The organism is Paracoccus sp. (in: a-proteobacteria) (genome assembly GCF_047973135.1).
In the GTDB taxonomy this organism is placed as follows: domain Bacteria; phylum Pseudomonadota; class Alphaproteobacteria; order Rhodobacterales; family Rhodobacteraceae; genus Paracoccus.
Map to the genome: position 1 here is coordinate 1 of NZ_JBKEBL010000045.1, position 25,794 is coordinate 25,794.

At 64.4% G+C, this 25,794-nt stretch carries 23 protein-coding genes, 1 tRNA gene and 1 pseudogene; 15 read left to right on the forward strand and 10 right to left on the reverse strand.

Annotated elements, in window-relative coordinates:
• The 4 genes and pseudogenes from ACK5L9_RS04455 to ACK5L9_RS04470 all read right to left on the reverse strand — a co-directional run.
• Positions 1–500 (reverse strand): annotated as a pseudogene (locus tag ACK5L9_RS04455) (transposase); the annotation flags it as partial.
• A 66-nt stretch (positions 501–566) separates the two neighbouring features.
• The gene (locus tag ACK5L9_RS04460) at positions 567–1,346 is read right to left on the reverse strand and encodes a lysophospholipid acyltransferase family protein (protein WP_416910245.1); all 780 of its coding nucleotides are present in this window, start codon (positions 1,344–1,346) and stop codon (positions 567–569) included.
• On the reverse strand, positions 1,343–2,221 hold the full coding sequence (locus ACK5L9_RS04465; RefSeq protein ID WP_416910246.1) for a cell division protein FtsX: 879 nt from the start codon (positions 2,219–2,221) through the stop codon (positions 1,343–1,345). The genes ACK5L9_RS04460 and ACK5L9_RS04465 overlap by 4 nt, the downstream gene beginning before the upstream one ends.
• Before the next feature lie 47 nt (positions 2,222–2,268).
• Positions 2,269–2,943, reverse strand: a complete 675-nt coding sequence (locus ACK5L9_RS04470) for a cell division ATP-binding protein FtsE (RefSeq protein WP_416910247.1) — start codon at positions 2,941–2,943, stop codon at positions 2,269–2,271.
• Between the two features lie 95 nt (positions 2,944–3,038).
• Here ACK5L9_RS04470 and ACK5L9_RS04475 point away from each other — a divergent pair, with 95 nt between their 5' ends.
• Positions 3,039–3,812, forward strand: a complete 774-nt coding sequence (locus ACK5L9_RS04475; RefSeq protein ID WP_416910248.1) for a zinc-ribbon domain-containing protein — start codon at positions 3,039–3,041, stop codon at positions 3,810–3,812.
• 134 nt (positions 3,813–3,946) lie between these two features.
• Here the strand turns inward: ACK5L9_RS04475 and ACK5L9_RS04480 are convergent, their stop codons facing one another.
• Together ACK5L9_RS04480 and lysA are read right to left on the reverse strand one after the other, a co-directional pair.
• Entirely contained in the window at positions 3,947–6,469 is a 2,523-nt protein-coding gene (locus tag ACK5L9_RS04480; protein WP_416910249.1) for a DUF4175 domain-containing protein, read from the reverse strand.
• Entirely contained in the window at positions 6,460–7,725 is a 1,266-nt protein-coding gene (gene lysA, locus ACK5L9_RS04485) for a diaminopimelate decarboxylase (RefSeq protein WP_416910250.1), read from the reverse strand. Before lysA ends, ACK5L9_RS04480 begins: the two co-directional genes overlap by 10 nt.
• Before the next feature lie 732 nt (positions 7,726–8,457).
• On the opposite strand from lysA, the gene ACK5L9_RS04490 reads away from it, so the two are divergent.
• The 9 genes from ACK5L9_RS04490 (at position 8,458) to ACK5L9_RS04530 (ending at position 20,745) form a co-directional block, all read left to right on the forward strand.
• Complete coding sequence (locus ACK5L9_RS04490) at positions 8,458–9,270, forward strand: alpha/beta fold hydrolase (protein ID WP_416910251.1); 813 nt, start codon at positions 8,458–8,460, stop codon at positions 9,268–9,270.
• A 226-nt stretch (positions 9,271–9,496) separates the two neighbouring features.
• Complete coding sequence (locus tag ACK5L9_RS04495; RefSeq protein WP_416910252.1) at positions 9,497–10,255, forward strand: IclR family transcriptional regulator; 759 nt, start codon at positions 9,497–9,499, stop codon at positions 10,253–10,255.
• Entirely contained in the window at positions 10,252–14,088 is a 3,837-nt protein-coding gene (locus tag ACK5L9_RS04500) for a hydantoinase B/oxoprolinase family protein (protein ID WP_416910253.1), read from the forward strand. The genes ACK5L9_RS04495 and ACK5L9_RS04500 overlap by 4 nt, the downstream gene beginning before the upstream one ends.
• Before the next feature lie 77 nt (positions 14,089–14,165).
• A complete protein-coding gene (locus tag ACK5L9_RS04505; RefSeq protein WP_416910254.1) occupies positions 14,166–15,743 on the forward strand; it encodes an ABC transporter substrate-binding protein in 1,578 nt (525 codons plus the stop codon).
• Between the two features lie 67 nt (positions 15,744–15,810).
• Positions 15,811–16,818 (forward strand): ABC transporter permease, encoded by a 1,008-nt coding sequence (locus ACK5L9_RS04510; RefSeq protein ID WP_416910255.1) that lies wholly within the window; start codon positions 15,811–15,813, stop codon positions 16,816–16,818.
• Complete coding sequence (locus tag ACK5L9_RS04515; protein ID WP_416910256.1) at positions 16,815–17,720, forward strand: ABC transporter permease; 906 nt, start codon at positions 16,815–16,817, stop codon at positions 17,718–17,720. Before ACK5L9_RS04510 ends, ACK5L9_RS04515 begins: the two co-directional genes overlap by 4 nt.
• A 1-nt stretch (position 17,721) precedes the next feature.
• Positions 17,722–18,753, forward strand: coding sequence for an ABC transporter ATP-binding protein (locus ACK5L9_RS04520; RefSeq protein WP_416910257.1), 1,032 nt, complete (start codon positions 17,722–17,724; stop codon positions 18,751–18,753).
• Positions 18,746–19,561 carry an ATP-binding cassette domain-containing protein gene (locus tag ACK5L9_RS04525; RefSeq protein WP_416910258.1) on the forward strand — a complete coding sequence of 272 codons (816 nt, stop codon included), beginning with the start codon at positions 18,746–18,748 and terminating at the stop codon, positions 19,559–19,561. Before ACK5L9_RS04520 ends, ACK5L9_RS04525 begins: the two co-directional genes overlap by 8 nt.
• Positions 19,562–19,608: 47 nt before the next feature.
• Complete coding sequence (locus tag ACK5L9_RS04530; protein WP_416910259.1) at positions 19,609–20,745, forward strand: iron-containing alcohol dehydrogenase; 1,137 nt, start codon at positions 19,609–19,611, stop codon at positions 20,743–20,745.
• A gap of 21 nt (positions 20,746–20,766) precedes the next feature.
• Here ACK5L9_RS04530 and ACK5L9_RS04535 read toward each other — a convergent pair whose 3' ends face one another.
• Positions 20,767–21,714 carry a LysR family transcriptional regulator gene (locus tag ACK5L9_RS04535; protein WP_416910278.1) on the reverse strand — a complete coding sequence of 316 codons (948 nt, stop codon included), beginning with the start codon at positions 21,712–21,714 and terminating at the stop codon, positions 20,767–20,769.
• 142 nt (positions 21,715–21,856) lie between these two features.
• On the opposite strand from ACK5L9_RS04535, the gene ACK5L9_RS04540 reads away from it, so the two are divergent.
• The 5 genes from ACK5L9_RS04540 to ACK5L9_RS04560 all read left to right on the forward strand — a co-directional run bounded on the left by ACK5L9_RS04540 (position 21,857) and on the right by ACK5L9_RS04560 (position 24,538).
• Positions 21,857–22,273 (forward strand): DoxX family protein, encoded by a 417-nt coding sequence (locus tag ACK5L9_RS04540; protein WP_416910260.1) that lies wholly within the window; start codon positions 21,857–21,859, stop codon positions 22,271–22,273.
• Between the two features lie 80 nt (positions 22,274–22,353).
• Positions 22,354–23,175 carry a 4,5-DOPA dioxygenase extradiol gene (ygiD, locus tag ACK5L9_RS04545; protein ID WP_416910261.1) on the forward strand — a complete coding sequence of 274 codons (822 nt, stop codon included), beginning with the start codon at positions 22,354–22,356 and terminating at the stop codon, positions 23,173–23,175.
• A gap of 85 nt (positions 23,176–23,260) precedes the next feature.
• Positions 23,261–23,503: a BolA/IbaG family iron-sulfur metabolism protein gene (locus ACK5L9_RS04550; RefSeq protein WP_416910262.1), complete on the forward strand. Its 243-nt coding sequence runs from the start codon at positions 23,261–23,263 to the stop codon at positions 23,501–23,503.
• A gap of 73 nt (positions 23,504–23,576) precedes the next feature.
• Positions 23,577–23,939 carry a Grx4 family monothiol glutaredoxin gene (gene grxD, locus ACK5L9_RS04555; RefSeq protein WP_416910263.1) on the forward strand — a complete coding sequence of 121 codons (363 nt, stop codon included), beginning with the start codon at positions 23,577–23,579 and terminating at the stop codon, positions 23,937–23,939.
• A 221-nt stretch (positions 23,940–24,160) separates the two neighbouring features.
• Complete coding sequence (locus ACK5L9_RS04560; RefSeq protein ID WP_416910264.1) at positions 24,161–24,538, forward strand: hypothetical protein; 378 nt, start codon at positions 24,161–24,163, stop codon at positions 24,536–24,538.
• Positions 24,539–24,665: 127 nt separating this feature from the next.
• Here the strand turns inward: ACK5L9_RS04560 and ACK5L9_RS04565 are convergent, their stop codons facing one another.
• From ACK5L9_RS04565 to ACK5L9_RS04575, 3 genes are all read right to left on the reverse strand, one after another.
• Positions 24,666–25,199 (reverse strand): hypothetical protein, encoded by a 534-nt coding sequence (locus tag ACK5L9_RS04565; RefSeq protein ID WP_416910265.1) that lies wholly within the window; start codon positions 25,197–25,199, stop codon positions 24,666–24,668.
• Between the two features lie 10 nt (positions 25,200–25,209).
• Complete coding sequence (locus ACK5L9_RS04570) at positions 25,210–25,590, reverse strand: DUF883 family protein (protein ID WP_416910266.1); 381 nt, start codon at positions 25,588–25,590, stop codon at positions 25,210–25,212.
• A 120-nt stretch (positions 25,591–25,710) separates the two neighbouring features.
• Positions 25,711–25,787, reverse strand: a tRNA-His gene (locus ACK5L9_RS04575).
• Positions 25,788–25,794: the final 7 nt, after the last annotated feature.

Consider the following 25,794-nt stretch of genomic DNA (forward strand, 5'->3'; position numbering starts at 1 on the left):
AGCGCCCGGTCGATGAACGCATGCCCGTGACGCGAGACATAGGCCGCGAAGACCCCGATCTGGCAATTGGTGATCTTGCCTGCCGAACCGGTGTATTGGCGTGCCACCCCGCAAGACGCATGGCCCTGCTTCAGAAACCTGTTCGCCGGGCAAATGCTTCACTGGATCATTTGCTTGTCCGGCTCACCGTCGATGACCAGAACGGCCCCCGGATCGGCCAGCGTTTCCAGCGCATAGTCGCGGACAATGTCACGCAAGGCGTCCGCATCCCACGGAACCCGACCGAGGATTGCCTGTTGCCGCCAGGGACCCTTGTCGCCGGCTGCTTCTGCCCGCATCCATCCGGTCTTGCGCCGTTCGTCGCCCAGCAAGCCATCGAGGAACTGACCAGCCGAGGCCGCAACCCGTTCCTGCGTGAACAGCACCCGCATCCGCGACTTCACCTCCCGAAGCGACGAGGCCCACAGTTCAAGCGTTTCCTCGACAGACAATCCCGACATCCATGACCTCACCCACATCATGGTAGCCCAGTGATTCAGAGGCTTGAAGAAAACGCAACTGTAATGCTATCCGGTTCGCGCCACAAACCCCGCTTCGGCCATCAGCCGGTCCGAGCCATCCTCGATCACGGTGGCAAGGCGGGTCATGAAACCAGCCGAGGGTTCATCCGGGGCGATGGCGGGCAGAAACTCGATCACTGCGCGGCCGGGACGCACGCCCCAGCCCTTGCGCGGCCAGAACAGGCCGGTGTTGATCGCCACGGGAACGACCGGCAGGCCGGTCGCGCCGCGGATCGTGGCGACGCCATGCTTGTAGGGACGCTTTTCGCCGGGGCGGGTGCGGGTGCCCTCGGGATAGATGATCAACTGTCCCAGACCCTCGCCCGCCAGCCGCCGCGAGATGGATTGCAAAATGGCGCGCATCGCATCGCCGCCACGGGCGCGGTCGATGGGAACACAACCGATCTGTCTGGCGTACCAGCCAAGGACGGGAACGCGCAGCACCTCGCGCTTCATAATGAAATTGCGTTCTGGCAACGCATGGGCAATCGCCAGAATGTCAAGGAAACACTGATGCTTGGAGGCGATAATGCAATCTGTTTCGGGGGGCGTGCCCCGCACTTCGCATGTCACGCCCAGATGCAGCCGCGCGGCCCACAGCATATAGCCGATCCAGCGCGTCGCAATCCGGTTTGCACCATCGCGGCCATGACGCAGCACGACCACCATCCCGCACAGTCCGATCAGGATGGTCAACACGCCGACATGCATGTAATATAGAGCGTTCTGAACATATTGCCACCGCCCCAGCTTGCCAGGACGGGGCGAGAACCGCGCCGGGGTCATCGGACCGCCCCCAGCATCTTCAGCGCCGCCCATCGTGTCGCAAAGAACCCAACACCTGCCGCGACGACCGGAATCATCAGCGGCAGAAACCAGCCCCAGCCCTGAAACCCCAGCCCGGTCAGAAAGCCCCCCGCCGGTGCCATGTCGGGCAGCAATGCGACCGCCGCCATGCCCAGCAACGTCCCCCCCGCAGCACCAAGTGCAGCGCGCTGCGTGAAGCGGCGGACAAAGGCCGTGGCGATGGTAATGTCGCGCGCGCCGATCAGCCGCAGGACGCGGATCACCTGCCCGTTCGCGGCCATCGCCGCCTTGGCCGCCAGCGTGATCATCGCCGCCGAGGCCGCCATGATCAGCAGCAGCGAAGCCACCCCAAGCAGCCTGAGCCTGCCCGCCGCCGATACCAGCGGGCGCCGCCATTGCGTATGATCGTCAAGGATCGCACCGGGGGCCTCGGCCTCAAGGCGCAGGCCCAGACCCGCCGGGTCGAAATCCGCCCCTGCTACGGGCAGTTCGATCAGCGCGGGCACCGGCAGCGCATCCACCGGCATGTCGGGGCCGAACCATGGTGCCAGAAGGCCGGCCACTTCGTCATCGGACAGCAGCCGGGGCTGGCCCGCGCCCGGCGTGGTTTGCAGGATTTGCATGACCGTCTGGGTCCGCGCCTGCTGTTCATCCGCCGGGGCACTGACCCGTATCGTCACCGATTGCGCCAGTTCCGAGGACCAGCGCTCTGCCAGCCGACCCGTCGCCAACGCCAGTGCCAGCGCGAATACCGCCAGAATCGCCATTGCTCCGGCGGAAAACAACGTCAGTTGCGCGGTAAAGCCCGTGGGCGGCACGATCCGGTCGCCAGCGCCGCCGTCACGCCGGATCATGCCCTGCCAAAAGGCCATGAGGTCCAGGGATCGAAAATCGCCACGTCTCACAGATCCGCCCCCGCCAGATGCAGACGCCCGCCCGCGATCCGCAGCACCCGCGCCGGAACCTGTGCCTTGGCGGCCCGAATCAGATTCATGTCATGAGTGGCGACCAGCACCGTCTTGCCCGATTTGTTCAGCTCGATCAGCAGCGTCATCAGTCGCATCGACATCTCCCAGTCCAGATTTCCGGTCGGCTCGTCGGCCAGCACGATGTCCGGCGACAGGATCACCGCGCGGGCCAGTGCCGCCCTTTGCCTTTCGCCCCCAGACAGGGCGGGCGGCAGGGCACGCGCCTGTGGGGCAAGCTGTACCCAGCCCAGCAGGTCGCGCATTGCCGCCACCTCGACCGGTTGTCCTGATACGCTTAGCGGCAGGGCCACGTTCTCGGCCACCGGCAGATGATCCAGAAACTGCGTGTCCTGATGCACAACCCCGATCCGGCGGCGCAGCATGGCGATATCGTCGCGGCCAAGGTCGCGCATATCCTCGCCAAAGACGCGAATCTGCCCTGCGCTGGGCAACAGATCGGCATAACACAGCCGCAGAAAGGTGGTTTTGCCCGCGCCCGACGGCCCGGTCAGAAAATGGAACATTCCCGGTTGCAGGCTTAGTGTCATGCCTGACAAAAGTTCAGATCCGACGTGATAGCCGAAGCTGACATCCTGCATCTCGATCAAGCGCGCTCTCCCACATCATCAATTGGCGCGGCTGCCGCTTGGAAGCCGGACCCGCGCTTGATAGAACAGTGCCACGACGAATGCGAGGGGGCGGTATGGCCGAATTACGACTGATCTGTCCGGAGTGCGGAACCCAGTACCGTCTGCCGGATAATGCAATCCCGTCCTCTGGACGCGAGGTCGAATGTACAGCCTGTGGCAAGGTCTGGTGGGCAACGCGCCCCCTGCCCTATCTGCCGCCCTCGCCCCAGCCGCCCGCGAAACCCCAGGTTTCGCCCACCGAAGCCGGGGATGAACAGGAATATCCGGACGAGCCCGCGGACGACGCCGCGCAGATCAGCCGCCGCCTGCCGGATAACGTGCTGCGCATCCTGCGCGACGAGGTCGAACATGAACGCCGCGCACGTGCCGCAGAAAATGACGTCACGGCCCCCCTGCCCCCCGACGAGGATCCGGACTGGCCCGCAACCACGCTGACCGGGCAAGAGCCGGGCCGGCCCCCCCTTGCCGATGACCCGGCCCGGCCGGATACGGTCGAACCCGTCGCACCGCAGCAGAATGAACCGGATCAGCCGCCGCCCGTGCTGACCGCCCGCCCGCCCGACGCGCCCATATCCGTACCTGTCCCGACGCCGGTCCCCCCTCATGAGGCCGAAGAACGCCCGCAGTCGCAGCCGCCGGGCTATGGCATGGGATTCGGCGTGGCGGCGATGGTCGCGGCGCTGGCGCTGGTGCTGTATCTGCTTGCGCCCGGACTGGCAGGGACCGGCCCGGTGGGCGATGGGCTGATGCAATATCGTCAGCAGGTCGATGCGGGCAGGTCGTGGCTGGCGCGCGTCACGGGTCATAGCGGCACCCCTGGCGAATGACGGTTCCCAAAGACCGGATGCGCGGACAAGGCGGATCATGCCTGCGATGACCCGGCCCGGAGGCCGGTCCCGGACAGGCCGCCGCCGCCGCAAGACCGGGCCTTCGGGAACGGCCATTGTCAGGGCCGTTGGTATCAGAACCGTTCCAGCAGCCGCCCCAGATAGTCGCGTTCATCCGTTGAACGTTCGGCCTGACTGCTGCGGCGGCGGATTTCATCCAGAAGATCGCGCGCCCGTGCCATCGGGTCCATGCCCTGAAAGCGGGGATCCATATCGCCGCCGGGACCGCCCCTGCCATCAGCAAGGCTGCGTCCCAAAGGATCCAGCGCCTGCCTTTGACCGAAGGGCGCGCCGTTGCCTTCGCCCTGCATGCCGTCGCCCGGCTGGCCGGGCTGGCCCTGCTGGCCATTGCCATCCTGCGCCTGACGCTGCTGCTGATCGCCCAGCATCTCGCCCAGAGCGCGCATCCCCTCGCGCATGGACTGGATGGCATCGGCCTGTCGTTGCAGCGCCTCACCCATGTCGCCATCGCGCAGGGCCTGTTCGGCATCCTCCATCGCACGACCGGCATCGTCCAGACTTTGCCCCGCACGGTCGCCCTGTTCCGAGCCCTGCCCCGGCAGCAATCCACGCTGTTGGCCCAGTTGTTCACGCAGATCGCGCTGCCGCTGCGCCAGATCGCCGGGGCTTTGGCCAGAGCCTTGCCCCTGCTGGCCGGATTGGCCCTCGCCCTGCTGACCCTGACCGAACTGTTCCTGCATCCCGCGAAAGCCGTCATCGGACAGGCGTTGCTGTTCGCGCAGCGTCTCGGCCAGGCGGTTCATGGCCGAATCCCCCTCGCCGCCCTCGCCACCTTCGCCGCCCTGACTTTGCGTGACCTGCAAATTCTGCATCATGCGATTGAATTGTTCCAGCAATTGCTGGGCTTCGGCCATCCGCCCCTCGTTCATCAGCCGCTGGATTTCATCCATCATCTGCTGAATCTGGTCGCCGGTTATCCGTTGCCCCTGCTGGTTCTTGGCAAAGCGGTCGGCGGGATCGCGCTGGCCCTGTTCGGCCAGCATCTGAAGATAGGCATCCTTGGCTGCCTTCAGTTCATCCATCAGGCGCTGGATTTCATCCTTGCTGGCTCCGTTACGGATCGCCTCGGACAGCTTTTCCTGCGCCTGCTTCATCCGTTCCAGCGCATCGGCCAGCCCGCCATCCTCAAGCTTGATGGCCGCCTGCCACAGCGCCTCTGCCAGCTTGTCGCGCGCCTCCTCTGTCAGCGGACCGGTTTCCAGAATTTGTACCGCACCGCGCAGGTCATCATAGAGGGGCTGTTCGACAAACCCTTGCGGCTGCCATGTCACCGCGCGCAGAATCTCTGCGCTGCGCCCGGCATTTTCGCGCGACCACAGCAGGTCGCGCCTGATCTCGATCAGGGCCGAGGCCAGCGGGTTGAAAAAGCGCCGCCCCGGCAGCACCGCCTGCATGGGCTGCGCCTCGCCCACCTGCCCGATGCCATCGGTGGCCCGCAATGTCAGCGAGACGGGCAGGTTGGCCCAGGGGTGGCGGGCCAGATCCTCGACCAGTTGCCCGCTGACCTCGCGGCGGCTGCCGCTGCGTGGCAGGGGCAGTTGCAGCGCCAGCGCCTCGCGCGGTTCCGGGTCGATGGCCAGCCCGAAGATGCGCTGCACAGATGGCAGATCCAGTTCGATCCGGGCCTGCGCGGCGTCAACGCCGTTATCATCCTCGGCCTCGAAAGGCTGGACCATGCGCCCGTCGGCCCGCCGGGTCGCAGCCGCGCCAGCGCGGATCGAGGGCGGGTTGTCGGGCAGGACCGTGACGTCGAACCGGCGCCCCGAAACCTCGATCACGCCGGATTTCTCGGCGCGGAAACCCGGCGCGCGGGTGTCGTCGCCATCGGCCGGGCCAATATCCTGCGTCAGCGTCGTCCCCTCGTCATAGAGGCGAAAACTGACATGACTGCCCTCGGGCAGTTCCAGCGGCGCGCCATCGGCCAGGGCGTTCAGATAGATGGTCGGGCGGCGGGTATAGGCGGGCGGCTCGGCCCAGCCCTCCCATGTCGGACCGGTCGGCACATCGGGCTGAAGCGGTCGCGAGACCGTTGCGGCAATCGCCTCGATCCCCTGACCCAGTTGCGCGGCCCCGCCAAAAATCAGCGCCATGGCCAGCGCGACCAGCGACACCAGCCGCAGGGCAAAGGGATCGCGCCGCGCCAGTCCGGCATCGGGGGAAACGGCACGCGCGCCCTCGGCCCGCATCCGCATCTGCGCCTGATGGGCCTGCCAGAGGGCCCCTTCCCCACCCATCGCCACGCGGTCTCCGAGGGCAGAGAGAGGACGGCCTGGCAGCGTGCGGTCCAGACGTTCGATCACCTCATCCTCGCGGACGCGGCGATAACGCAGCCCGCCCCGGATCGCGACCGCCAGCAACAGGATCAACGCCACGCCGGCCAGCCACGGCAAGGCCGGGGCCGGAACCGCCGCCACTCCTCCAAGTGCGAAACCCGCGAAAAGACAGGCCAGCAGCGCGGCCAGCGGCCAGAAAGCCCCCACGCCGCGTTCCCAGATCATGCCCCAGCGGGTCAGGCGCAGGGCGCGGGCAACCCGGCCTTCCGCAGCGAATCTCCCGTCGTTTCGTCTCAAAGCCATTCCGGGATGCTATCCCGTGACAGCATTTCTTCAAATGTCGGCCTTGCCCTTATGACGGCGAATTGATCGCCACGGACCAGAACCTCGGGCACCAGAGGCCGGGAATTGTATTCCGAGGCCATCACGGCACCATAAGCCCCGGCAGAACGGAAGGCGATCAGGTCGTCCGGGGCCAGCCGGGGCAGATCGGTGCCCTTCTGGAAAGTGTCCCCCGATTCGCAGACCGGCCCCACCACGTCGAAGGGCCGGACATCCGCGCCGACGCCCGGTTCGCTGACCGGCACGATGTCGTGATGCGCGCCGTACATGGCCGGGCGCAGCAGATCGTTCATCGCCGCGTCCACGATCAGAAAATCGCGGCCCTCGCCCTCTTTCAGATAGATGACCGAGGCCAGCAGCACGCCCGCATTGCCGACGATGTTGCGGCCCGGTTCGATCTCGATCTCGCAGCCCAGATCGCCGACCGTCTCGCGGATCACGGCTCCGTATTCGATGGGCAGGGGCGGCGCGTTATTGTCGCGGCGATAGGGAATGCCCAGGCCGCCGCCCAGATCCAGCCGGGTGATCGCATGGCCATCGGCCCGCAACGCGCGGGTCAGATCGGCCACTTTGCCATAGGCCGCGCGAAACGGGTCAAGCTCGGTCAACTGGCTGCCAATATGCACATCGACCCCCACGACCAGAAGCCCCGGCAATGCCGCCGCCTCGGCATAGACCGCCCGCGCTTTCGCGATGGGGATGCCGAACTTGTTCTCGGACTTGCCGGTCGCGATCTTTTCATGGGTTTTGGCATCCACATCCGGGTTCACCCGGATCGCCACCGGCACCCTGACCCCCATGCTTGCGGCCAGCGCCGACAGCGCCCGCATCTCGGGTTCGCTCTCGATATTGAACTGCCGGATCCCGCCCTCGATCGCCTGCCGCATCTCGGTCAGGGTCTTGCCGACGCCGGAAAACACGATCCTCTCACCCGGCACGCCCGCCGCCCGCGCCCGTGCATATTCACCGCCCGAAACGACATCCATCCCCGCGCCCAGATCCCCCATCAGCTTCAGCACGGCCAGATTGGAATTGGCCTTGACGGCGAAACAGACCAGATGATCGGTCCAGTCCAGCGCCTGCCGGAACAGCCCGAAATGCCGGGTCAACGTGGCTGTGGAATAGACATAGACCGGCGTTCCCACCGCCGCCGCGATCCGCGACAGCGGCACATCCTCGGCGCAGAGGCTGCCGTCGCGATAGTTGAAGTGATCCACCCGCTACTCCTTCAGGACGCCAGTGCGGGCATATCCGGACACGGTTACGCCGGTCTGCGACTGCTCTGCCGCGGGCCGGATCGGCGGACCATCGACACCGCATGCGGTCAGCGCAGTAACTAACAGGATAGCGATCCATTCGGGCTTCATCTGTGACCTCGGCTTGCCAATGCGAAACTTCATGACGCAACTTGGCAAGATTTGCAAAGGCTGTTCAACCCGTTCCGGCATCGCGGCAAAACAGCCGCTCGTCTCGGTCTGCCCGGCAGAACCGGCCCGGAAGCAAGGCGCGTCGCGCCGCCGGGCGGTCGCAGACCCCCTGTCGCGCCTGTCATCTGGGTCGCAAAGGGCCAAGGATGTCTGACGATGATCATTGGACCGCTGTGAATGCCGTTCAGAAGGCTGAAGGCCAAGCCTGCGGGAAACGGCATCAACCCGAGGGTCAGTACAAGACGGTCGCCCGGAAGGACAATTCCCGGATCAACGCCGTCACCCAGTTCCATCCGCGATCCCGAAGCGTTTCCCGGTGGCGACAGAGCGGCGAGATTGATCGCGGGCTTGTATTACAGTATACCAATTTATCTATAGAATGACGAATCGTTTCAAGGCAACGCGACTGTTGCCGCCCGAATTCCATAAAGTTCCTTTTTGCATGGCGAAGATCATCCGACTCTGAGCGGCTGACCGGACAAATGAACCGCAGTCGCTGTCAGGATTTGAAGGAACCGGGCCATGAGATTTAGAACCCTGATGCTGTGCGAACGCGAGCTGACCGTATCCGGGCGCGAGGCGGGGCAAGGCGATCCGGTCGTGCTGCTGCATGGCGTCGGGACGCAATCCGCCATGTGGCGCCCCCAGATCGAGGCGTTGTCGCGGTCGCATCACGCGCTTGCGCTGGACCTGCCGGGACATGGCGGCAGCAGCCCTCTGCCTCCGGATAGCGGCCTTGCGGAGTTCGTGCACTGGCTGCATCGCGCGCTGGCCGGGCTTGGGCTGAACAGGGTCAGTCTGGTCGGGCATTCGTTGGGCGCGCTGATTGCGGCAGGGTTCGGGGCCAGCCATCCGGGCATGGTGTCGCGCATTGCTTTGCTGAACGGCGTCCATTGCCGCGATGCGCCGATGCGCGCCTCGGTTCTGGCCCGCGCCGCCGCTATCCGGAGCAACGCGCAGAACACCGTTTCGTCGCTGAAACGCTGGTTCGGTGACAGCGATGCCGACCACGCCGCGCGGGTCCATGTGGCATCCTGGCTTGGCGCGATGGATCCGGCCGGATATGCCACGGCCTATGCCGCCTTCGCCAATGGCGATGCGATCTATGCCGACCGGCTCGCCACGATCTCCTGTCCGCTGCTGGCGCTGACCGGCGGGGATGACCAAAACTCGACCCCGGCCATGTCAGAGGCAATGGCCGAGGCGGCTCCGCTGGGGCGCGCGGTGATCCTGCCGGGGCACCGGCACATGGTCAACATGACCGCCGCCGATCAGGTGAACAAAGAGTTGCGCCTCTGGCTGGCCACCACCGACCGCCTGCAGAAGGCGTCGTAAGCCACCACTCCTTCTGCACCTTTCGTTCCCCCGGAACCGACCGGACGGCAGAGGCGGAAACCTGATCATGGGGCAGCCATTCGCTGCCCCTTTTTTCGTTCCGGCCATGCCGTGATCCGCAGATGAACCAAAAATCCTGCCTTGCGAAAGAATCTTGTTGATCGAATCGGATATTGCCCCTCATATTTCATTTTTAGTAACCCATTATCCATAAAATGGAACATTTATGTCCGTTCTTCACAAAGCCGGGGAAGTACTGCGTCTGTTCGGTGCCGGCTGCACGGATCTGACGGTGACAGAGGTCGCGACGCGGCTGTCCATGCCCAAGGCCAATGCTTCGCGCCTGCTGAAGGCGATGCGCGAGGCAGGAATGCTTGAGGCTATCGGCGGCAGTCGCCGTCACCGGCCGGGGCGGATGATGCTGGACCTGCCTGCAGCGTTCCGGCGCTCGTCCGATTTGATCGGGCGCTGCTCGGTCGCGATTGCGCAGGTGAACCACAGGTTCGGGCATACCTGCTATATCTCGGTACTGGAGGGGCGCGAGGTCACGGCGGTCGCCGATTTCGAGGGCAGCAATCCCCTGCGCGTGGTCAGCATGATCGGCCGCCGCCTTCCCGCCGCGACCACCTCGACCGGGCGCACGCTGCTGGCGCGCAGGCCCGATGCCGAGATCCGGGCCCTTTACCCGAACGATCCGGGGCTGGAACGGTTGTTGGCGCGGGTGGCGCAGACGCGGGCCGAGGGTTTCGCCTATTCAAGCGATGAATCGATACCGGGCGTTGATACGCTGGCCATTGCGGTCGGCGATCCTGCCACGGATGAAATGGTCAGCCTGTGTATCGTCTATCCGCACGCCATCGACACACCTGCGGAACGTCATGAAATGTTGGCCGCGCTGGCCGGGGCAGCGGCACGGATTGCAAACGAATTGGAGGACGCAGGTTTCGTCGCTCCGAATATCGACCAGGAAGGACGATCAGAATGAGTACAGCTTTGACCCGCTGGCGGGTTGGTTTCGACATTGGCGGCACATTCACCGACTTTGTTCTTTATGACGGGCAGAATGCCTCGGTCACATTGCACAAGCGGCTGACCACGCCACACGACCCGTCCGAGGCGGCGCTGAAGGGACTGGACGAGCTGTTGGCGATGCGCGGCGTCGCCCATGCGGATCTGGCCGAGATCGTGCATGGCACGACGCTGGTGACGAATGCCGTGATCGAGCGCAAGGGCGCCCCGGTCGGGCTGATCACCACACGCGGCTTTCGCGATATTCTGGAAATGGGGACGGAACAGCGCTACGACATCTATGACCTGTATGTCACCTATCCGGATCCGATTGTCAGCCGCGACCTGCGGCTGGAGGTCGGGGAACGTGTCACTGCGGCAGGCGAGGTCGTCACCCCGCTGGACGAGGATGCCGTACGCCGCGCGGGCGAGGAACTGGTTGCGGCGGGCTGCGAGGCGGTGGCCGTCATGTTCCTGAATTCCTATGCCAATCCCGCCCATGAACGCCGCGCCGCGGAAATCCTGCGCGGGGCTTTCCCGGAGCTTGCCGTCTCGGTTTCCTCGGATGTGGTGGGCGAGATGGGCGAATATCAGCGCGCGGTGACGACCTGCGCCAATGCTTTCGTACAGCCGCTGATGCAGCGTTACCTGCAAAAGCTGCAAGGCGCGCTGACCGGCAAGGGGTTCACCGGCCCCTTGCGGCTGATGCATTCGGCGGGGGGCCTTGTATCGCTGCAAACCGCACAGGATTTCCCGATCCGGCTGCTGGAAAGCGGGCCTGCGGGGGGCGGGCTGGCCACCGCGCTGTTTGCCGAAAAGGTCGGGCTGAAGGATGTGATTTCCTTCGACATGGGCGGCACCACCGCCAAGGCCTGCATGATCGAGAATGGCCGCGCCGAGGTTGCCCCGATGATGGAGGCGGCGCGGGTACACCGGTTCACCAGAGGCTCGGGCCTGCCGGTCAAGGCCCCGGTGATCGAAATGATCGAGATCGGCGCGGGCGGCGGTTCCATCGCGGCCATCGACGAGGTGGGGCTGCTGAAGGTCGGGCCGCATTCGGCCAGTTCCGATCCCGGCCCGGCCTGCTATGGCCTTGGCGGGCTGGAACCGACGGTGACGGATGCCAATCTGGTGCTGGGTTACTATGACCCCGGCTTTTTCCTTGGCGGGCGGATGACGCTGGATCTGGATGCCGCGCGCAAGGCCATGGCCCGCGTGGCCGACCCCCTGGGGCTGAGTGTGGAACAGGCCGCGCTTGGGATCCACAAGGTCGTGGTCGAAAGCATGGCCTCGGCCGCGCGGGTCCATCTGGTCGAACGCGGCAAGGATCCGCGCGATTACGCGATGGTGGGCTTTGGCGGGGCTGGTCCCGCCCATGCGGCCGATGTGGCCCGCGTGATGGGCGTGGGCACGGTACTGATTCCGCCCGCATCCGGCGCGGCTTCGGCACTGGGTTTTCTTGCCGCGCCGCTGTCATTCGAGGATGTCCGCTCGAAACGGGTCGAGATCGCTTCGGGCTTTGACGCGGCGGGGGTGAACGTGATCCTGCGCGAGCTGGAAGAGGACGGTCTGCGCCACCTGAACAGCGCCGGGATCACCCGCGATCAGGCGATTGTCGAACGTACGGCGGATATGCGGCTGGTCGGGCAGATGCATGACATCTCGGTGGTGCTGCCCGATGCCGATCTGTCCGAGGCCGATCTGCCGGCGATCCGCGACGCCTTTGTCCGCGCCTATTCGGCCCGCTATGCCGAACCCTTTGCCGGCGCGCGGTTCGAGGCGGTGAATTTCCGTGTCCGTGTTGCCGGGCAGACCCCGAAACCGGCACTGAAAGGCGCTGCTGGCGGTGGCGACGCGGCCTCGCGCGTCAAGGGCACGCGGCGCTGCTGGTTCGACGAGGGCGATTTCGAAACCCCGGTCTATGACCGTTACGCGCTGCAAGCGGACGACGAGATCACCGGCCCCGCCATTATCGAGGAACGCGAAGCGACCACGGTGATCGGGCCTTCGGACCGGGTGCGCATCGACGAGGGGCTGAACCTCTGCGTCAGCCTTGGCGCGATCAACCCCGCCGAGGCGCTGGTCACGCCCGGAATGTCGCGGGCCGAGGCCGTCGCGCGCATCGAGGCCGATCCCATCGGACTGGAGATCATGTGGTCGCGGCTGGTCAATGTGGTCGAGGAAATGTGGCTGACCGTGTGCCGCACGGCCTTTTCGCTGGTCATCGCGGAATCGCAGGATTTCGCCTGCGAGCTGCTGGACAAGGATGGCGAGACGCTGGCCCACAGCCCGCGCGCCATGCCGGTCTTTAACCTGACGCTGCCGCGCGCGGTCAAGGCGCTGCTGGCGGCCTATCCAGCCGAGACGCTGAAGCCCGGCGATGTGCTGATCACCAACGATCCGTGGCTGTGCGCGGGCCATCTGTTCGACATTGCCATCGTGACCCCCGCCTTCCGCGAGGGTCGGCTGGTCGGGTTGATGGGCACGGTCGGGCATGTCTCGGATATTGGCGGCACCAAGGATTCGCTGCGCGCCCGCGAGATTTACGAAGAGGGCATCCAGATCCCGCCGATGAAGCTGTTCGATGCGGGCCAGCCGAACCAGACGCTGATCGATCTGATCGGCAAGAATGTCCGCAATGGCGAGCAGGTGCTGGGGGATATCTTCTCGTTCGTGGCGGCGAACGAGCATGGCGCCGAGCGGCTGGAAGCCTTCATGCGCGACTATGGCATGCATGATATCAGCGCATTGGCCGAGGTGGTGCAGTGCCTGTCTGAAAGGGCCATGCGCGAGGCGATCCGGGCGATCCCGGATGGCGATTACCGCTCGACCATGACCAATAACCCGCTTGGCGAGAAGATCGAATATCCGGTGCTGGTGCAGGTCAAAGGCGACGCGATCACCGTCGATTTTGACGGCGCGCCGCCGCAGCTTGCCCAAGGCGGGCTGAATGCCACGATGAACTACACGGCGGCCCATGCGACCTATCCGCTCAAATGCATGCTGACGCCTTCGGTGCGCGGCAATGCGGGCTGCTACCGGCCCTTTACGGTCACGGCGCCGGAAGGTTCGATCCTGAATCCGACCTATCCGGCAGCGGTGAACCTGCGCACGCGGACAGGCTGGTATCTGGCCCCCAATATCTTCATGGCGCTGTCGAAAGCCGCGCCTGATATGGTGCAAAGCTTCAGCGGCCTGGCGGTTGCGGCCTATATGTATGGCAAGGGCACGGATGGCGAGTTCTATTCAGACATGCTGTTCTGCGGCGGCGGGCAAGGCGGATCAGAGCGCAAGGACGGGCATTCCTCGCTGCTGTGGCCGACCTCTGCGGCCAATACCTCGATTGAGCTGCTGGAAAGCCGGGTGCCGGTTCTGGTGCTGGAGAAAGCCTTCCTTGCCGATACGGGCGGGGTTGGCGCGCATCGCGGCGGTTTGGGCCAGATCGTGCGTTTCCGCAAACGCGATGAGGATGGGCTTGGCATGCTGGTGGCGCTGTATCCCGAGGGCGTTGACAACCCGATCCCCGGCCTCTTTGGTGGCCAGCCCGGTGGCGAGGCGCGCGGGATGCTGCGCGATCCGGCTGGCAAGCTGACCCATGATTGCGGCACGGGCGGGCTGATCACGGTTGAACGCACCGATCAGATTGTCGAGCTGGTGCTGGCGGGCGGATCGGGCTTTGGCGATCCGGGTCAGCGCGATCAGGCTGCCATTGCCCGCGACCTTGCGCTTGGGTTCGTCACGCCCGAACATGCGCAAAGCCATTATGGCAAGGGACATGGCGCGGATGCCAAAGAGGACGCCCTGACATGACTTTCCACCCCGCGGCAGGACGACCTGCCGCGGGGTTTTTACAAGACCAGACAAGACAAACCAACAAGGAGACGACCATGACCATTTCGAAATCCCTGAACATCTCGCGGCGCGGCTTGATGGCGATGGCGGGGGCGGGGTTGGCCTCGGCTGTGCTGCCTTCGCAGATTTTCGCCCAGCAGGGGCGCAATATCCTGATCATCACCTCGGGTCAGGACATCCCCAATTTCGACCCCCATACCGCGACCGGCTATTCGGCCAGTTTCTTTTTGCGCAATATTTATGACCCCTTGGTGCGCAGCGCCGGAAATCCGCCCGAGCCGGTTCCCGCCATTGCCGAAAGCTGGCAGGTCAGCGAGGATGGCAAGACCTATACCTTCAAGCTGAACCCGGCGGCGAAGTTCCATTCGGGCAATCCGGTGACGGCCGATGACGTGGTCTATTCCTTTGAACGCGCGCTGCGGCTGGCCAAGGGCAATAGCTGGATGATCCGCGACATCGTCGTCTCGGGCGGTGTCGTGGCCGAGGATCCGGGCACGGTGCGTATGGATCTGGCCGTGCCCTTCGCAGCCTTCCTTCAGGTGCTGCCATGGATCTTCGTCGTCGAAAAGGCCGTGGTCGAGGCCAATCTGGGCAGTGATGACGGCGAGGGCTGGCTGATGACCAACACCGCCGCATCGGGGCCTTTCACCGTGGGGCGTTTTCAGGTCGGCACGCTGTACCAGCTGGCCCGCGCGCCCGAGGCATGGCAGTCGGGCGGCGGCAATCTGGACGGCGTGATCTGGCAGATCACCCGCGAGACCGCCACCCAGAGGCTGATGCTGCAACGGGGCGAGTGCCATATCGCGGTGGATCTGACCTCTGAGGACATGGACGGGCTGGCCGATGCGCCGGGCGTGTTGCGGGTGATCGAACCCGAATACCGCACCTTCACCATGAAGATGAATACCGCCAATGGACGCCTGACTGACATCAACCTGCGCAAGGCATTGTCTTATGCGACCAATTACCAGGCCATTCTGGAGGCGGCGGGCTATTCCGACCTGATGCAGGGGCCGCTGCCGACCGGTATTCTGGGCTTTGATCCCGATTTGCAGGTGTACCGGACGGATCTGGACAAGGCGCGGGAATATCTGGCCAAGACCGCCGATCCCGAGGGCGGGTTCACGCTGAAGATGGTGCATGTCTCGGCGCTGGAACAGCAGCGGCGTTGGGCGCTGATCATGCTGGACAGCCTGAAGGCGCTGAATATCGGGCTGGACATCCAGGCGATGACATGGCCCGACATGGTCGCGGCCTGCCGCTCGCCCGAGACCTTCCCCGACCTGTTCCCGGTCTACCAGACCGCCAATTACGGCGATCCCGACAACATCGCCTTTGCCGCCTATCATTCCTCGCGCAATGGCGGCTGGCAGAACGCGGTCTACAGCAACCCCGAGGTCGATGCCCTGATCGAGGCGGGCCGCGCCGAGATTGATCCGGCGAAACGCGTCGAGATTTACAGGAATTTCCAGAAGGTCGTGGTCGAGGATGCCCCCGACATCTTTGGCGTGCTGGAAAAGCGCCGTCTGGGGCTGCGCGATCAGGTGAAGGATTTCCACTTCACCCCTGTCGCGTCGAACGCCATCGAAGGCTGGCCGCTGTCGCTTGGCTAGGCCCGGCCGGGCGGGGGGGGGCGCGATCGGTGCCCCCCCGGCCTAACCTTCAGGAAAGGCGCTTTCGATGCTGTATTTCATCATGCGGCGGATCCTTCTGCTGATCCCCGTCGTCATCGGTCTGACGATCATCATGTTCGCCATCGCGCGGCTGCTGCCCGGCGATCCGGTCGGCCTTGCCGCAGGGCCGAACGCCACCCAGGCCGAAATCGCGGCGCTTGCCGCCGAATTCGGACTGGATCAACCCGTCTGGACGCAATATTTCAGCTATGTCGGGGGGCTGCTGCATGGCGACATGGGCACCTCGCTGCTGACCCGGCGGCCCGTCGCGCTGGACATCGCGGCCTATCTGCCCGCCACGCTGGAACTGGTCTTTGCCGCCATGTTCCTTGCCATCGTGATCGGGATCCCCCTTGGCCTGATCACCGCGATCTGGCGCAACCGCTGGCCCGATTATCTGTCACAGATCTTTGCCATCGGCTCGATTTCGATGCCGCGCTTTTTTCTGGGGCTGCTGTTGCAGCTTTGTTTCGCGATGTGGCTGATGTGGCTGCCCTTGGGCGGGCGTCTGCCGATCATCGCCTTTCCCCCGCCGACCGTGACCGGCTTTTACACAATCGATTCCCTGATTGTCGGCGATTTCGAGACCTTCTGGCTGGCCCTGAAACATCTGGCCATGCCCGCCATCGCCATGTCGCTGTCGCCGCTGGCCACGATCATGCGGATGATGCGCGCATCGTCCATCGAGGTGATGAGCATGGATTACGTCACCACGGCCCGCGCCCTTGGCCTGCCGCAAGGCAAGATCGTCCGCAAATACATCGCCCGCAACGCCATCTCGGCCACGCTGACGGTGATCGGGCTGTATTTCGGCTGGCTTCTGGGCGGCACCGTGCTGGTGGAAACCGTCTTCGACTGGCCGGGACTGGGCCTTTACGCCACCAAGGCCATCATCTCGCAGGACATGATGCCGGTCATCGCCGTCGCGCTGGTAATCGGGCTGCTGTTCGTGCTGGCCAATCTTGTCATCGACCTGCTCTACGGGGTCATCAACCCGAAGGTGCGTTACTCATGACCGCAAGCGATCAGACAATTCCGCAGGAAACCGGCACCGAAACCGAACACAGGGACGACCGCTGGCGCCGCGCCTTTTTCCGCTTCCGGCAAAGCAGGTTGTCCATGGCGGGGGCGGCCATCGTGGCCGTGGTGCTGTTCTTTACCCTGTTCGGGGGGCTGCTGGCCCCCTATCCCGATCAGGTGGCGGGCGCGGTGGATACTGCCAACCGCTTTCTGCCGCCGTCATGGGCGCATCCTTTCGGGACGAACGAACTGGGCCAGGACGTCATGTCGCTGGTCATGGCCGGGACAAGCGTTTCGGTCATCGCGGGTTTCAGCGTCGTGCTGATCGGCTCGGTCATCGGTACGCTGGTGGGCGCGGTCGCGGGGTTTGTCGGCGGCTGGATCGACGAGATCCTGATGCGCCTGACCGACCTGACCATGACCATCCCCAGCCTGATCCTGGCCATGGCCATCGCCGCAGCGCTTGGGCCGGGTTTCGCGAATATGGTCATCGCCATTTCGCTGTCCTGGTGGCCGGGCTATGCGCGCATCGTCCGGGGCGAAGTCCTGGCGGCGCGCGAAGAGGTCTATGTCAACGCCGCCCGCGCCATCGGCGCAAGCCCGGCACGCATCCTGTTCCGCCATATCCTGCCGAACACCGTCTCGCCGATCATCGTCAAGATGTCGCTGGACATGGGTTTCGCGATCCTGACCGTGGCGGGACTGGGATTCATCGGCATCGGGGTTCGTCCACCCACGCCGGAATGGGGCACGCTGCTGTCGCTGTCGCGATCCTACATGCCCGATTACTGGTGGACAGCGATGGCACCCGGACTGGCGATGTTCATGGCCGTGTTCGGCTTTAACCTGCTGGGCGACGGCCTGCGCGACATTCTTGATCCGAAAGCGAGGCGTTAAGATGACCGAACAGCTTCTGTCCATTCGCGACCTGCATCTGGCCATGACCAGCTTTGACGGCGCGGCCCATGTGCTGAACGGCATCAACCTTGATGTCGGCCGCCGCGAGATCTGGGGGCTGGTCGGCGAATCCGGCTGCGGCAAATCGCTGACCGGGCTGTCCATCTCGCAGCTTCTGAAGCAGCCGCCCGCGCATTACCTGAAGGGTGAGATCGTGTTCGAGGGGCGCGACGTCCTGAAGCTGCGGCCATCCGAGATGGAGCCCTTGCGCGGCAAGAAGATCGGCATGATCTTTCAGGATCCGACCACCAACCTGAACCCCTCGTACAAGATCGGGGTGCAACTGACCGATGTGGCGCTGGCCGCCGCCAGCCGCGATGCCTCGATTCTCGACTGCCCGGCGGGGTCGGGACGGCGCGCGCGTCAAAAGGCGGCGCGGGCGCTGGCCGCCCGGATGCTGGACGCTGTCGGCATCCCCGATGCCGAAGCCCGGCTTGAGGCCTATCCGCACGAGTTTTCCGGCGGGATGCGCCAGCGCGTGCTGATCGCCATGGCACTGATCGGACGGCCCGACCTGCTGATCGCGGACGAACCCACGACCGCGCTGGATGTCAGCGTTCAGGCGCAAATCCTGCGGCTGATGAAGGACATCGTGGACAGGTTCGATATCGGCGTGATCCTGATCACGCATAATCTGGGCGTGGTCGCAGAAACCTGTACCCATGTCGCGGTGATGTATGCGGGCAATATCGTCGAATGCGGGCTGGTCGATGACGTGATCGGCCGACCCGCCCATCCCTATACCCGCGCGCTGATGTCGGCGATTCCGAACAAGACTTCGGTGCGGGGCTCGCTGAACGGGCTGGGGGGCGCGGTCCCGAACCTGATCGCCCCGCCACCGGGCTGCCGTTTTGCCCCGCGCTGCGTGCTGGCGACACCCGACTGCAGGGCAGAGCTGCCCGCCATGATCCCGGTTGGCGCGGCACATTCCGCCGCCTGCATCCATCTGGACAAGGGGCTTGAAAATGGCTGAACCCATGCTGCAAATCGAGAATGTCTCGAAAATCTATGGCGCAAAGCGCACGCTGTTCGGCAAGACGGCCGAGGTGCATGCCCTGAAGGACATCTCGCTGACCGTGCACAAGGGCGAAAGCTTCGGGCTGGTCGGTGAAAGCGGCTCGGGCAAGACGACGCTGACCCGATCGATCCTGCATCTGGAAACACCGACTTCGGGGCGGATCCTGATCGACGGTCAGGATCTGGGCAGGATGCCCCCGTCCGAGCTGCGCCGGTTGCGTGCCCGCGTGCAGATCGTGTTTCAGGATCCCTATGCCTCGCTGAATCCGCGCATGACCGTGCGCGACATCATCACCGAGCCGATGCTGATCCATCACGACATCATGGGCCTGTCGGGGCGACAGCGTACCGACAGGGCGGCGGAACTGCTGACGCTGGTCGGCCTTGGCGCGCAGCATCTGACCCGCTATCCGCACGAGTTTTCGGGCGGACAGAGGCAACGGATCTGCATTGCCAGGGCGCTGGCATCGAAGCCCGATTTCCTGTTGCTGGACGAACCGACCTCGGCGCTGGATGTCAGCGTGCAGGCGCAGGTGCTGAACCTTTTGTGCGAATTGCAGGACCGGCTGGGGCTGACCTATTTCTTCATCAGCCACGATCTTGCGGTGGTCCGCTATCTGTGCAGCCGCGTGGCGCTGATCTATCGCGGCGAAATGGTCGAAGAGGGCGATACCAACACCATCTTTGACGCACCGCAAAGCGAATATGCCCGGACTCTGATTAATGCCATGCCCGAAATCCGGGTCCGTCAGCCGGCGGCCTGACCCGGCCCGCCGGTCCCGAAACCGTTTTTCATATCCCGGAGGATTCCGTGAGCCTGATCAATTATGTGACGCGTGTGCAGTTCGGTTATGACAAGATCAAGACATTGGGAAAAGAGGCGGCGATGGCGGGGATCGACCGCCCGCTGATCGTGACCGACAAGGGGGTTCGCCAGCTTGGCATGCTGGAACAGGTGATCGACGCACTTGGCACCCGGCCGGTCGGCATCTTTGACGGCACGCCCGGCAATCCGGACGAGGCCGCCGTACGCACGGCCAGCGACCTGTTCGGCGATGCGCGCGCGGACGGGATCATCGCCATCGGCGGCGGTTCTTCTCTGGATCTGGCCAAGGGCGTCGCGGTGCTGGCAGCGCATGGCGGAGCCCTGCGCGACTATGCCGCAATCGAGGGCGGCATGGACCGCATCACCCCCGCCACCTTTCCGACCATCGCCATCCCGACCACCGCCGGAACCGGCAGCGAGGTCGGGCGGGGGGCGATCCTGATCCTTGAGGACGGGCGCAAGGTGGGGCTGCTATCGCCGCATCTGGTGCCGCGCGCGGCGATCGTCGATCCCGGCCTGACGCTTAGCCTGCCGGCAGCGCTGACCGCTGCGACGGGCATGGACGCGGTGTCGCATTGCATCGAGACCTTCCTGTCGCCGCTGTTCAACCCGCCCGCCGACGGCATCGCGCTTGAGGGATTGCGGCAGGCATGGGCCAGCATCGGTACAGCGACGGAAAACGGCGCGGATCGCCAGGCGCGTGCACGGATGGCCATGGCGGCGACCATGGGGGCGATGGCCTTCCAGAAGGGGCTTGGCTGTGTCCACAGCCTCAGCCACGCCCTTGGTGGCCTCGACCCGCGCCTGCATCATGGCACCCTGAACGCGGTGTTCATGCCTGCGGTTCTTGCCTTCAACCGGGATGCCGAATCCGTCGCCTCGGAGGACAAGTTCGCGCGGCTTGCGCAAGCGATGGAGATTGGCGGCGCGGATGAGGTTATCCCCGCGATCCGGCACAAGACCCGTGACATCGGCCTTCCCGAACGGCTGTCCGATCTGGGGGTGACGCGCGACCTGTTCGACCGGATTGCCACCGGCGCGCTGGCCGACCACAGTCACAGGACCAACCCGAAAGAGGCCTCGCGGCAGGATTATCTGGACATGCTGGAGGCGTCCTTCTGATCCGCATTCCGCTGCTTCCGGTCACGGATCAGAGGGAAGGCCCGGCTGCCCCGGCAATGGCCCGCCATCGGCCTGAACCAGACCCGATTGCCGCAGGTCGCGCCCGGCAAAATCGATCAGCGCACGCACCTTGCGCGGCAGGGCGCGCCCCTCAAGCCAGACCGCGCCAAGGGGGACGCTGTCGCCGCGATAATCCGGCAGCAGCGCCATCAGATCGCCCTGCCGCATCGCATCGCCAAGGGCAAAGCGGGGAACATAGGCAATGCCGATCCCCTGCCGGGCCAACCCGACCGCCCCTTTGGCCGAATTGACCTGAAACCGCGCCGCGACTGTCACGGTCTCGCGCCGCCCGTCGCGCGTGAAGGACCAGGCCCGTCCGTTGCGGCGGTTCGTGTCCACGATGCAGCGATGATCGGCAAGATCAGCCGGGACGCGCGGTGCCTTGTGCTGCGCGACATAGTCCGGGCTGGCCACGACCAGCGTGCCAAAAGCCCCGAACCTGCGCACCTTCAGCGATGTCAGATCAAAGCTGCCCAACCGAAAGGCAAGGTCGATCCCCCCGGTTGCCAGATCGGCATAGGCGTCGCCAAGCCGCAGATCCATGACGATACCGGGATGCAACGCCGCGAAACGGCCCAGCATCCCGACCAGATATATCTCGCCGAACGTGACCGGAGCCGAGACCCGCAGCACGCCCGAAAACCCGCGCCCGCCCGCCGAAACCCCTGACAGAAGATCGTCCAGATCGTCCAGCAGCGCGGGCGCGCGGGCCAGCAGATCCCCGCCCGCAGGGGTCAGTCCGACCTTGCGCGTGGTGCGCTGAAACAGCCGCACCCCCAGTCGCGCCTCAAGCTCGGCCACATATTTCGAGGTCAGCCGGTTCGAAATACCAAGCTGATCGGCCGCCGCGGTAAAAGAGCCGGTCTGCGCGGTCGCGACAAAAGCCCTGAGCTGATCGACAATGTCCATGACACAATTAGGAACATTAAGTTGAAAGATATTCCATATCTTCGCCATTTTCTTGCCAATCCTCAAGCCTTAACCTGTCCTCTGCAGCCGCGAGCCACCCAAAACACGGGCCCGCAGCACCGGAACCACAGGAGTAAATGACATGACGACCACGAACGACCACGCTGCCGCCGCGCTGCGTGTCCTGACCGGCGTTCTTTTCCTTATCCACGGATGGAGGAAAATCGCCGTATTCACCATTCCCGGCACTGTCGCCTTTTTCGAAAGCCTGGGCCTGCCGGGCTTTGTCGCCTACCTGATCATCTTCGCCGAAATCGCGGGCGGCCTGGCGCTGATCCTTGGGATCGCCACCCGCATCGTGTCGCTGGCGCTGATCCCGGTACTGCTGGGCGCGGCCTGGGTGCATTCGGGCAATGGCTTCAGCTTTTCCGGGCCGGGCGGCGGATGGGAATATCCGTTTTTCTGGGCGGTCGTTCAGGGTGCCGTGGCGGTATTTGGCAGCGGCAGCCTTGCGTTGCGGATTCCGTTACTGCAACGGAGGCTTGGCCAGTTCGCCTGATGGCGGGGATCCAGCCGCCGGACAACGCCGCCGGGACAACCCCGCCCCGGCGCAGCATACCCCAACGAAAGGAGACTGAGATGTCGGTTGCGCATGAAATCGAAACCTTGAAGGACGGGCTGAAACGCTCGGACCGGATGCCGCTGGTATTTCTTGGCCACGGCAGTCCGATGAACGCGATCGAGGATACCACCTACAGCCGCGCCTGGTCCGAACTGGGCCGCAACCTGCCGCGCCCGCAGGCCATTCTTGTGGTGTCGGCCCATTGGATGACGCGGGGAACGACGCTGGTGGATATTTCCGCCGCGCCGCGGACCATCCACGATTTCCATGGCTTCCCCCAGCCGTTGTATCAGGAACAATACCCCGCCCCCGGCCAGCCCGATCTGGCACATGAGGTCGTGTCGCTGCTGGCCAGCCATCATGCCGAAGGGGACGATAGCTGGGGGCTGGATCATGGTGCCTGGACGGTACTGAAATTCCTGTATCCGGGTGCGGATGTCCCGGTCTTTCAGGTCTCGGTCGATATGAGCCGCGATCTGGATCACCAGCTTGAGGTCGGGCGCGCGCTGTCCGTGCTGCGGGATCGCGGCGTGCTGATCCTTGGCTCGGGCAATGTGGTCCATAACCTGCGCGCCATGCAGCGCGGCGGCAAACCTCTGGATTTCGCGCTGGAGTTCGATGCGCTGTTCGAGGAACGGCTGAGCGCGCGGGATATGGCAAGGCTTGCCGACCGCGCAGGGCTGGGGCCGCTGCTTTCCCTTGCCCATCCAAGCGTCGATCACTATCTGCCCGCCCTGACCATCGCCGGGGCCTCGGATGCGGGCGACCGCCTGACCTATATGACCAGTTCGATCGATCTGGGATCAGTATCGATGCGGTCCTTCGTATTTCACGCCTGACGAAAGCCCGGTGACGCGGGACAGCCGCACTTGCGGCTGTTCCGGGCTTCCCCTACATCTGGAATAACAGGAAAAGGACAGCGTCATGGCGATGGAAGCCCACGAGATCGAAGCCCTCATCCGCACCGCCTTTCCCGGAGCGCGGGTCGAGATCACCGATCTGGCCGGGGATGGAAACCACTTCGCGGCCGAGGTGATCGACGAAAGCTTTCGTGGCATGAACCGGGTCCAGCAGCAGCGCGCAGTTTATGCCGCCCTTCAGGGCAAGATGGATGGCCCGGCGGGCGAATTGCATGCGCTGGCGCTGACAACCAAAGCCCCCGATTAGGCTGCGGCCCGCACCTGACCGACCAGATTGATCGGCCCGCCGGATGCGGGTCTGCCACCAGAAGGACGACGCCATGAGCGATGTGAAAGCCCAAATCCAGCAGACCGTCGAGGCCGACGATGTCGTGCTGTTCATGAAAGGCACCAAAGAGATGCCGCAATGCGGCTTTTCCAGCCGTGTCGCGGGCGTGCTGAACTATATGGGGGTCGAATACCGCGATGTGAACGTGCTGGCGGACGAGGCCGTGCGTCAGGGGATCAAGGAATTTTCGGACTGGCCAACCATCCCGCAGCTTTACGTCAAGGGCGAGTTCGTCGGCGGCTGCGATATTGTAACCGAGATGACCCTTTCGGGCGAACTGGACCAGTTGTTCGACCAGAAGGGCATCAGCTATGACAAGGGCGCTGCGGACAAGATCCGCGAAGCCAACGCCTGACCACTTTCAGCGCCAGTTTTGTCCCCCCGTCCGTTGCCGGACGCGGGGGAATATTATTTTCTGGAATTTCTGACAGATTCGTGATCCTCTTGTGAGGATACGTGAACCTTTGCTAAAGATACCCACGGCAAGGTTGTTTCTTGCTATCATGTGCACATTCCCGGTTGATCAGTCGCCTGTTGGTGCGAACATTTTTTTTAAATTTTCGATGGTGATTCGTCATGACAGTTCATTCGTTCAATTTTCTGATTCTGGAACGTGATAACCTTGTCGCACGCGACATGAGCGAGGGTTTTGCCGCAATAAGCCGCGACTCGCGCTTCAAGCATTTCAAGAATACGTCGCAAATTCTTGAGTATATCGAGAAAAAGGGGAACGATCTGGAAAACCCGGTCGTCGTGACCAAACTGCCAATCGCGGAAATCGACGCGACCGGCCTGACCAATGCGACCGAGGGAATCGGCAGCAGGGTCGTCGTCCGCATGGAAAGCAACGCCCCCGAGGAAGTGTCGGCGCGTGGCTGGTATGGGCTTGCGGCACCGTTCTCCAGCGACGATCTGGCGGATCTGGTCCGGGAATTGCTGACGCGCGTTGCCTGAAAAGGGCAATATCACCCGCATTTCCCAAGCAGGCATTCGCGGCTTCGCCCATGAATGCCCGCTTGGGCGTCTTGGATTGTGCGGGATTTTCATCCGAAAACCGGTGCCCATTTTCTGGAAAGCCTGCTCAGCTTTCCTTGTCGTCCCGGTCCTGCCTGCGTGACAATCTTGTGGCCAGAGCCACCCCCACAGCAAAGGCGGCCAGCAGCGCGGCCATCCGGCCCGCATCCGCCGCGCCGCCCGTTTCGGTACCGGCGGCGCGGTCGGGTTCAGACCCTGCTCCACCCACCATAGACCACGCCTTCCGCTGCGCGCGGCCAACCATCCGTAACGCCTCGGCCTTAGCCCGCGCCGAGGCGGCACCGGCGGCCATGCTGACCTGCGTCTCGATCTCGCGCCGCAGGTCTTCTGATCCGGGCATGGGGTGACGCGGGCGCGCAGCAATCCGCAACAGGATCACGCCGCATAAGGCAAACCCGGTCCCGACCGCCAGCGAGGCATGGATCGGCCCCCAGCCCAGACCCCAAGCCAACCAGGACCAAAGCGCCGCGATCAGAAAGCCCGCACCGATGATGAAGGCGATCCCGGCGGCGGCCTTCAGCCCGGTGCGCCGCGCGCTGTCGCCCAAGGCCAGTTGTACCCGGCGCCCGAAATCGAACATGCGCCCGGTCCTAACGGCGCGAGATGATCAGACCCAGCAGAAAGCCAAGCCCCGCCGCAATCCCAACTGCCTGCGCAGGATGCCTGCGAACCACGGCGGATATTTCATCATAGCCGTCCCCGGCGCGACGCTGCCCCGCGTGATAGATGCGTCCGGCCCCGGCACGGGCCTGCCCGCCATATTCCCGGCCCGTATCCCGCAGGTTCCCAAGGAAATCATCAACATGGGCGCGCAGGCGCTCGGCCCCCTCGCTATCGGTCAGCCGGTCGATGGTTTCGCGCGCGTCTGCGGCAATCTTGCGCATGCCCGCCTCAAGTTCGGCTGCGGCCTCGCTTGCGGGGGCATCCGGATCGCGCTTTGCCTTTTCGGCGGCATCCGTCGCTTTGGGCATGGTCAAAATCCTTTCGGCCTGCGCCTGGAAACATTCGACCCTATAACCCCAAGCGGCAGTCATTGTTCCGGCAAGCCGGAAAGATCGGGGCGGTTTTTACAGATAACGCTGCGGAAGGGATGGTACCGCCTCCCCGGCTTGAACGGGGGACCTCTGGATCCACAATCCAGCGCTCTGACCAACTGAGCTAAGGCGGCACGGATG